The sequence below is a fragment of the Falsiroseomonas oryzae genome (assembly GCF_027856955.1).
Taxonomy (GTDB): Bacteria; Pseudomonadota; Alphaproteobacteria; order Acetobacterales; family Acetobacteraceae; genus Falsiroseomonas; species Falsiroseomonas oryzae.
The window spans coordinates 1-6501 of record NZ_JAPSMD010000312.1 but is presented as its reverse complement, the minus strand read 5'-3'; the positions used below and the strand labels follow the sequence as shown (position 1 = coordinate 6501).

The 6501-nt window shown below is 72.2% G+C and carries 9 protein-coding genes; 8 read left to right on the top strand and 1 reads right to left on the bottom strand.

Going from position 1 to position 6501, the window contains the following annotated elements:
• Window positions 1–219: hypothetical protein (locus OZN99_RS22740; RefSeq protein ID WP_270937542.1), on the top strand; the 219-nt coding region annotated here is incomplete at its 5' end.
• 35 nt (window positions 220–254) lie between these two features.
• On the opposite strand, the gene OZN99_RS22735 is transcribed toward OZN99_RS22740, so the two are convergent.
• Entirely contained in the window at window positions 255–1121 is an 867-nt protein-coding gene (locus OZN99_RS22735) for a branched-chain amino acid aminotransferase (RefSeq protein WP_270937541.1), read from the bottom strand.
• 113 nt (window positions 1122–1234) lie between these two features.
• On the opposite strand from OZN99_RS22735, the gene OZN99_RS22730 reads away from it, so the two are divergent.
• The 7 genes from OZN99_RS22730 (at window position 1235) to OZN99_RS22700 (ending at window position 6478) form a co-directional block, all read left to right on the top strand.
• Window positions 1235–1519, top strand: coding sequence for a UxaA family hydrolase (locus tag OZN99_RS22730; protein ID WP_270937540.1), 285 nt, complete (start codon window positions 1235–1237; stop codon window positions 1517–1519).
• A gap of 13 nt (window positions 1520–1532) precedes the next feature.
• A complete protein-coding gene (locus OZN99_RS22725; protein ID WP_270937539.1) occupies window positions 1533–2708 on the top strand; it encodes a UxaA family hydrolase in 1176 nt (391 codons plus the stop codon).
• A gap of 156 nt (window positions 2709–2864) precedes the next feature.
• Window positions 2865–3050: a hypothetical protein gene (locus OZN99_RS22720; protein WP_270937538.1), complete on the top strand. Its 186-nt coding sequence runs from the start codon at window positions 2865–2867 to the stop codon at window positions 3048–3050.
• A gap of 121 nt (window positions 3051–3171) precedes the next feature.
• Window positions 3172–3303, top strand: coding sequence for a hypothetical protein (locus OZN99_RS22715; protein ID WP_270937537.1), 132 nt, complete (start codon window positions 3172–3174; stop codon window positions 3301–3303).
• 63 nt (window positions 3304–3366) lie between these two features.
• The gene (locus OZN99_RS22710; protein WP_270937536.1) at window positions 3367–4323 is read left to right on the top strand and encodes a hypothetical protein; all 957 of its coding nucleotides are present in this window, start codon (window positions 3367–3369) and stop codon (window positions 4321–4323) included.
• A 76-nt stretch (window positions 4324–4399) separates the two neighbouring features.
• Complete coding sequence (locus OZN99_RS22705) at window positions 4400–6085, top strand: patatin-like phospholipase family protein (RefSeq protein WP_270937535.1); 1686 nt, start codon at window positions 4400–4402, stop codon at window positions 6083–6085.
• A 153-nt stretch (window positions 6086–6238) separates the two neighbouring features.
• Window positions 6239–6478 carry a hypothetical protein gene (locus OZN99_RS22700; RefSeq protein WP_270937534.1) on the top strand — a complete coding sequence of 80 codons (240 nt, stop codon included), beginning with the start codon at window positions 6239–6241 and terminating at the stop codon, window positions 6476–6478.
• The last annotated feature ends 23 nt before the right edge of the window (window positions 6479–6501 follow it).

Sequence of the window (6501 nt, the reverse complement as noted above, 5' to 3'; positions counted from 1 at the left end):
GCGGAGGTTGCGGCCATGGAGCAGCGCCGCGCCGAGCTCGGCACGCAGCTCGCCGAGACGGAGCAGCGCCTGCGCCGCCAGCGCGAGGAGCTGGCGCAGGTGACGGAGCGGCTGGCGCGCGACCGGCGCACGCTGGAAGCCGCTCCGGTCAGCGGCGGGGACGCGCCACCGCTGCCAGGCAGCGGCTTCGGGCCGGAGGGCGGCCCCGGCTCGCGATAGCGGGGGCGAGGCGACTCCACCCCGCCTGCTGCGCGTCAGGCCGCCTTGGGCAGGATCCGCCAGTGCGCCTCGGCCCAGTCGAAGTAGAGCTCGCGTGCCTTCCGCGCCACCGGGCCCGGCTGCAGCGCGCGGCCGTTGTAGTTCGTGCAGGGCTGCACCTTGGCGTAGTTGCCGGTGGAGAAGATCTCGTCCGCCGTCTCCAGCTCCTCCGCCTTCACCGCGCGCTCCTCCACCGGCACGCCGGCCTGGCGCAGCAGCGACAGCACGCGCTGGCGGGTGATGCCGTTGAGGAAGCTGCCATTGACCGCCGGCGTGATCACCGTGCCGTCCTTCACGAACATCAGGTTGGCGCTGGCGAATTCCGCCACGTTGCCGAGCGCATCGCACATCACCGCATTCTCGAAGCCGCGCTCCACCGCCCAGGCGGTCGCGCGCGCGCCGTTGGGATAGAGGCAGGACGCCTTGGCGTCGGTCGGCGCCTGGTCCGGCGCCGGGCGGCGGAACGGCGCCATGCAGGCGGAGAATCCGGTGAAGCCGGGCAGCGGGCTGTCGTAGATCGCCAGCACGAAATCCGTGCTCTCGGGATCCGGGCGGGCGGCGCCCAGCCCCTTGCGCACGAAGAACATCGGCCGGATGTAGAGCGTGGCGTCCGGCCCCATGCGGCGGATGCCCTCGCGGCAGAGCTCCTCGATCTCCGCAGCCGTCTTCGTCGGCTTCATCAGCATCTTGCGCGCGCTGTCCACGCAGCGCGCGGAGTGCCGGTCGAGGTCCGGCGCCACACCCTTGATGGCGCGGCCGCCGTCGAAGATCACGCTGCCCAGCCAGAAAGCGTGGTCCATCGGGCCGGTGATCTTCGGCTCCTCGGTCATCCATGCCCCGCCGTACCAGTAGACCCCAGCCATGCGTCGCGCCCTCGGACAGGTTCCCGGGCAGGGAAGCACGGCACCGGGGGGTGGTTGAAGGGGGCCACGCGCGCGCCTAGGGTGCCGCCTGCGAATTCACTGGGGGAAGCGCGATGACGATCCATTTCGTCGTGCACGACGAAGGCGACAGCGTGGGCGTGGTGGTGGTGGAGGGCCTGAAGGCCGGCACCCGGCTCAACGGCTGGATCATGGACCAGGACAAGATGATCGAGTTCGACGCGAAGTCGGACATCCCGATCGGCCACAAGCTGGCGATCAAGGGCATCAAGTCCGGCGACACCATCATCAAGTACGGCGTGGACATCGGCCGCGCGGTGAAGGACATCGGCGCCGGCGAGCATCTGCACGTCCACAACGTCAAGACGAAGCGCTGGTAAGGGGCACGCCACCATGGGCATCAATCTGAAGGGTGCGTCCTTCGAGGGCTGGCGGCGCGAGAACGGCCGGATGGGCGTGCGCAACCACGTCATCATCCTGCCGGTGGACGATCTCTCGAACGCCGCGGCCGAGGCGGTGGCCAACAACATCAAGGGCGCGATGGCGATCCCGCACGCCTATGGCCGGCTGCAGTTCGGCGCCGACCTCGAGCTGCATTTCCGCACGCTGATCGGCACCGGTACCAACCCGAACGTCGCCGGCGTCGTCGTCATCGGCATCGAGCCCGGCTGGACCGGCCGCATCGTCGAGGGCATCGCGAAGTCCGGGAAGCCGGTGGAGGGCTTCGCCATCGAGCAGAACGGCGACATCAACACCATCGCGAACGCCTCCCGTGCCGCCTACAAGCTGGTCAAGCACGCCTCCCGCCTGAGGAAGACCAAGGCCGACCTGACCGAGCTGTGGGTCAGCACGAAGTGCGGCGAGAGCGACACGACCAGCGGCCTCGCCTCCTGCCCCACCGTCGGCAACGCCTTCGACAAGCTGTGGGAGAACGGCAACACGCTGGTCTTCGGCGAGACCAGCGAGATCACCGGCGGCGAGCACCTGGTGGCCCAGCGCTGCCGCACGCCGGAGATCGCCGCGCAGTTCATGGCGATGTTCGACCGCTACCAGCGCATGATCGAGGCGAACAAGACCAACGACCTGTCGGAGAGCCAGCCGACCAAGGGCAACATCGAGGGTGGCCTGACGACGATCGAGGAGAAGGCGCTCGGCAACATCCAGAAGATCGGCAAGAAGTGCCTGGTGGACGGCGTGCTGGACAAGGCGGAGGCGCCGACCGGCCCCGGCCTGTGGTTCATGGATTCGTCGTCCGCCGCGGCCGAGATGGTCACGCTCTGCGCGGCGAGCGGCTATGCGGTGCACTTCTTCCCGACCGGCCAGGGCAACGTGATCGGCAACCCGATCCTGCCGGTGATCAAGCTCACGGCGAACCCGCGCACGCAGCGCACCATGTCCGAGCACATCGACGTGGACGTCACCGGGCTGCTGCAGAAGCGGATGAACATGGACGACGCCGGCGAGGCGCTGCTGGACTGCATGCTGCGCACCGCCGACGGCGAGCTGACGGCCGCCGAACTCCTCGGCCACCGCGAGTTCAGCCTGACGCGGCTCTACGAGAGCGCCTGACCGCACCGGCGCCTGCCCGCCCGGGCAGGCGCCGCGCAACACGCGAAGCGGAGCGGAAACTCTGTTGTGCCGGCGCGAAGCGCGCCGGCAAGGCGGGCGGGGCATCCTTCGGTCACGGGCAGCGCGACGCCGCCCCGCCACGAAGGAACCGCCCCCATGCGCCGCTCCGCCGCCATCGTCCTCTTCGCCTTCCTGGGCTTCCTCTTCGCCTTCGCCGGCGCGCTGCCCGCCGCCCGCTCCGGCATGCCGCCGGCGCCGGCGCCCGCCGGGCACGACGTGCCGCTGGAATGGGTGGCCCGCGCCCTGGCGGAGATGCCCTTCATCATCCCGGGCGGGCGCTGAGCGGCACGCGCATCGCGATGCGCATCGCGGTGCGCCGCGCGGCGCAGCCTGACGCGCCTGCGCGCGTGCCGCCACCATCGGCAAGGTCCTGCCGGCCATCACGGCCCAGGAGGACCCCGCCATGCTCTTCTCCCTCGTGCTGCTCGGCCTCCTCGCGGTCGGCGCAATCCTGTTCCCGGACGCCCCCTCGCCCTCCGCGACGCTCCGCAACGACCTGACGGCGAAGCACGGGTGGGGACCGATGGGCCAGTGATCCGCGCTTGCCCGTTGCGCGCCGCATTGCCTAGGCTTCCGCCACCTCGTCCGGAGGCGGCGCATGACGCGCGGGGCGGAAGTCGAGGCGTTCGCCGCCAAGCTGCGGCTCGCAATGCGGCGCGGGAACCTCTCGAGCGTGCAACTCGCGCAGGGCGTGGGCGTGGACAAGTCCGTCGTCACGCGCTGGCTATCCGGCGCCCTGCGCCCCGCCGACCACAGCCTCGCCACGCTCAGCGCGCTGCTGGCCCGCCACGTCGCAGGCTTCTGCCGCGACGACTGGGATCTGGCGGAAGCTGCCTTCGCCGCGCGGCTCGGCGTGGCGCTGCCGCGCCCCGCCGCTGCGTCGCCTCCCCTGCATGAGATCCTGGCGCCGCTGCTGCACGGCGCCGCGGCCGACCACGCGGCAACCGCCTATCCCGGCCTATGGGCCTCGCTGTTCGGCTCGATGCGCGGCCGCGGGCGGCTGTTCGGCTATGCCGGGCGCATCCAGGCGGTGCCGGGCTGCCCGGCGCTGCGCTTCGACGTCGGCGACAGCGAGCTCTTCTTTGCCCCCGGTGCGCTCATCGCTTTCGGCCCGCGGCTGTACGGCATGCGCCAGGTGGCGGGACGCCCCGACAGCATCGCTCTGTCCGTCCTCACCGGCGTGGCGACCGGCCGCGCCGTGATCCTCGACGGCTTCGCCGTCACCCGCGACAGCGGGCCGGAAGGCGCGGCCGCCGCGGCCCCCGTCCTGCATTTCCGCCTCTCGCACAGCCTCGACGACGCGCTCTTCGACGCAGCGCGGCGCCGTGCGGGCGAGCTGAACCTGGAAGGCTGGGAGGCGCACCTGCCCCAGCCCCTGCTGGACCACTTCCGTCCGCATCTACTGCCGCCGCCGGCCCCCGCCGTGCTGCGCCGCCCGATGGCGGAGAGCTGGGCCACACAGACCGAGGACCTGCACGATCCCGTCCTGGCGAACCGGCGCGAGGCGCTGGAAGCGGTGCACGCCCTCTTCGCGCCGGTCCTCCAGCCTGCCTGAACCCTTCCGCGCATCGTCCTTCCGCCGGCAACGACAGCCGCGCTAGCCTTCCGGCGCGCCAGGACGGGAGGCTCGCATGTCCGCCACGAACAACCCCACGCCCGAGCCCCACACCTTCCAGATCGGCCTCTGCATGGCCGGCGCCGTCTCGGCCGGGGCCTACACCGCCGGCATGCTCGACTTCCTGATCGAGGCGCTGGATTCCTGGGAGGCAGCGCGCGCCCGCGGTGAACGCGTGCCCTCCCACCGGGTCAGGCTCCGCGCGCTGTCGGGCGCCAGCGCGGGGGGCATGTGCGCCGCGATCCTGGCCGCGCTGCTGTATCGTCGCTTCCCGCCCGCACGGGCCGGCAGCGACCGCAGCGCCAACCCGCTCTGGCGCGCCTGGGTGGAGGGACCGCGGATCGAGGCGCTGCTCGACCCCTCCGACCGCGGGCCGCAGGCCGGGCCGTTGCGCTCGCTGCTCAATGTCCGCGTGCTGCAGCAGATCGTCGACAGCGTGCTGGACACGCCCGGCGAGCCCGCGCATCGCCCCTGGGTGGCGTCCTCCCTGCCGCTCGCGCTCTCGCTCGGCAACCTGCGCGGCGTGCCCTACGGCATGAGCTTCGGCGGCGCGAACCTGCCTTCCCACAAGATGCGCATGCACGCCGACAGCGCGACCTTCGTCGTCGGCACGGCGCGCCCCGAACACCCCGACCTGCTGCCGCTGGAGAATCCCGCCTCCAGCCGCGGCGGCAACTGGCCGAGGCTGGGCCAGGCGGCGCTGGCCAGCGGCGCCTTCCCGCTGTTCCTGCAGGCGCGCGCGCTCTCCCGCCCCGGCACCGACTACCTGAAGCGCGAGATCCTGGTGCCCGGCGATGGCCACCCCGACTCCATCCATCGCGACGCGAAGCTCGGCAGCCTGGTGCCGGACTGGCCGAAGGGCACGCCCGATCCCTACGACTATCTCTGCGTCGATGGCGGCGTCTTCGACAACGAGCCGCTCGACCTCTGCCGCCGCTTCATGATGGACGCGCCCGGCCAGCGCCTGGTGCGCGACGGCCGCTTCGCCGACCGCTCCGTCCTGATGGTCGATCCCTTCCCGGATTCGGCCGACGACGCCGCGCTGCCCGCCGACACGCCGCTGCAGCGCATCGTGCTGGCGCTGGTCGAGGCGTGGAAGATGCAGTCCCGCTTCGGCGCGGTGGACGTCGCGCTGGCCGCCGCGCCGGATGTGTACAGCCGGATGATGCTGGTCCCGTCGCGCGGGTCGGGCGCCGAGGCGTCCGGCGCGCCGCTGGCCGCCGGCGGGCTCGGCGCCTTCCTCGGCTTCTTCCACCAGGCCTTCCGGGAACACGATTTCCAGCTGGGCCGGCGCAACTGCCAGCGCTTCCTGCGCCTGCACCTCGCCCTGCCGACGACCAATCCGCTGTTCGGCGAGGTGCCCTTCGTGCCGGCCGATGCGACGCATGAGGCGGAGCTGGTGCAGCGTTGGCAGAAGACCCCGGACCTGCCGGCGCACTACCCCGTCATCCCCCTGATCGGCGCATGCGCGCAGGAGGAAAGGCTGCCCGACTGGCCGCGCGGCGTGCTGAAGCCGGACAGCATGGCGCCGCCGATCCGCGCCCGGATGGACGCGGTGGTCAAGGACCTGCTGCGCCCCGCCCCGCTCGGCTATTTCGGCGGCATCGCGGCGCGCGGCTACTGGTGGTGGAAGCGGGACGAGCTGGTGAAGGCGGCCATCGGCGCCATCGCGACGAGCCTGCGCGAGAAGCAGTTGGCCTGAGATCGCGACGCCCCGGGCATCGCGAAGCGAACCGGCAACATTGCAGCGGCGTCGCGAAGCGATCGGCAACCCCGCGACGTCGGGGCGGAACCTGCATCGGGCACACAGGTCCTCACCGGCGGCACGATGCCGCCCAGAGAGAGGACAACCCCGATGTGCCGCTTCCTCGCCTCCGCCACCGTCGCCCTGGCGATGAACATCGCCCTGGGCATCCCCGCCGCCCACGCCGCCCCGCCGGTGCCCGCAGCGCCCGCCGGCATTGCGCAGCACGGCCTGGACCTGGCCGGCATCCGCAAGCAGGCTCCGGCCCCGCAGATGCCGACGGCCGAGGACGAGTTGCCGCCGCACTGGCGCGCCGTCGGCCAGCCCGCGCCGCGCGCCACGGCCGGCTGATCCGCCACGCTGCGGCGCAGGCC